The organism is Kitasatospora sp. MY 5-36, assembly GCF_001182915.1.
Taxonomy (GTDB): domain Bacteria; phylum Actinomycetota; class Actinomycetes; order Streptomycetales; family Streptomycetaceae; genus Kitasatospora.
Window position 1 is genome coordinate 1 of the sequence record NZ_LFVW01000400.1, and the last position, 1,626, is coordinate 1,626.

The following is a 1,626-nucleotide window of genomic DNA, read 5'->3' on the forward strand; positions in this document are numbered from 1 at the left end:
ACCCGCTGGAGGAAGGCAACCGCCAGCAACCCCAACGACGACTGCGTCGAGGTCGCCGACAGCATCACCGGCACCGTCCCGGTCCGCGACAGCAAGGACCCCCACGGCCCCGCCCTCGGCTTCACCCCCGAGGCCTGGCAGTCCTTCCTCACCGGCATCCGCACCAACGACTTCCCCACCACCCCCTGACCCGCCTCCCCCGGGCGGCCCCGCACACCCCGCGGGGCCGCCCGCCACGTCCCAACCGTTAGCCGGGCCGTGGGCAAGTGGAATGCTCAGCAGCGACTGGGTGGAGGATCCTGGACCAAGTCGACATCTATCGAGCGGCGTTCGACGAGACCATGGCAACCGCCCTGCCCCTCGACGAGTCACGCAACCTCATCGCGCAGAAGAGAGAAACGCTCAAGTGACCCACTTCCCTGTCGCCTCCGCGCTCCCCGTGCAGTGGAAGAAGGCAACCGCCAGCAACCCCAACGACAACTGCGTCGAGGTCGCCGACAGCATCACCGGCACCGTCCCGGTCCGCGACAGCAAGGACCCCCACGGCCCCGCCCTCGGCTTCACCCCCGAGGCCTGGCAGTCCTTCCTCACCGGCATCCGCACCAACGACTTCCCCACCACCCCCTGACCCGCCTCCCCCGGGCGGCCCCGCACACCCCGCGGGGCCGCCCGCCTCCTAGCGCGCTGCGTCGCACGGCAAGACCGTGCTCGAATTCCCCAGGCACACGATGCAGTCCTTCCCGGAGGTGAACGGTGGCGGCCCCCACGCTTGAGGATCTACTGCGGAGCTGCACCAGGTCGGCGCTCCACCTGGAGATGCGCGACGGCTACATGCGCGACGACCCGTTGTTCCTCCGTTGGCTCAGCGGGCACCGGGACGATCCGGCCGACCGCTCGTCATGGTGGAGCCCCTGGCTACAGCTGATCGAGGAGACCACCGGTCGCGGAGTCGATGTACGACGAGCCCGCATCGTCTCCGAACCGGCGAGCGAGTACATCCGCTTCGAGCACGAGATCACGTTCCGGAACCTCGCTTCCGGCGAACAGGTCCGCTGGCTCCCCCGCCGCCAGACGACGGATCTGGCGCTCCCGGGCAACGACTTCTGGCTCATCGACGGCCAGTACCTCCTGGTCCACCACTTCAGCGGCGAGGGCGACTTCGTGGACGACGAAGTCAGCACCGACTCCCACACCCTGGCTCTCTGCGCCTCGGCCTTCGAGGCCGTCTGGGAGCGCGGAATCGACCACGACAGGTACACCGTCTGATCCCGGCTCGCCGGCTTCCTTTTCGGCAAGAGCTTCCAGCAGGCGCCCGACCGCCGCCGTCGGCCGGGTGCCGTAGCGCGCGACCGAGCCGGGGCGGCCGACAAACCGCCCCGGCTGGTCGGGTGGCTACTCCCAGCGCCAGCCGTTGTTGTCCCGGCAGGTGAGAACACGGCCGTTGGCGTCGCTGCCGGTGTCGCCGTGGGCGCTGTTGGGGCAGATGCGACCCCGGACTATGCAGTTGCCCTTGGAATCCGTGGTGCAGGCTGACGCCTGGTGCTCCGAGGGTGCGGCGGGCTGCGGCGCCGGCGGGGCGTGCGTCGGGGCCGGGGCGGGCGGGGCGGCGGGAGCGGGGGCAGCCGG

The 1,626-nt window shown here is 70.5% G+C and carries 3 protein-coding genes and 1 pseudogene; 3 read left to right on the forward strand and 1 reads right to left on the reverse strand.

What is annotated here, in order from left to right; genetic code table 11:
* The 3 genes from AE652_RS24145 to AE652_RS24155 form a co-directional block, all read left to right on the forward strand.
* Positions 1-189, forward strand: a 189-nt coding sequence (locus AE652_RS24145; RefSeq protein WP_049654959.1) for a DUF397 domain-containing protein, incomplete at its 5' end; no start/stop codon positions are given.
* A gap of 217 nt (positions 190-406) precedes the next feature.
* Positions 407-628, forward strand: coding sequence for a DUF397 domain-containing protein (locus AE652_RS48460; RefSeq protein ID WP_234348514.1), 222 nt, complete (start codon positions 407-409; stop codon positions 626-628).
* Positions 629-753: 125 nt separating this feature from the next.
* Positions 754-1,266 carry a DUF6879 family protein gene (locus AE652_RS24155; RefSeq protein WP_049654962.1) on the forward strand — a complete coding sequence of 171 codons (513 nt, stop codon included), beginning with the start codon at positions 754-756 and terminating at the stop codon, positions 1,264-1,266.
* A 126-nt stretch (positions 1,267-1,392) separates the two neighbouring features.
* Here AE652_RS24155 and AE652_RS47460 read toward each other — a convergent pair.
* Positions 1,393-1,626: pseudogene (locus AE652_RS47460) on the reverse strand (hypothetical protein); the annotation flags it as partial.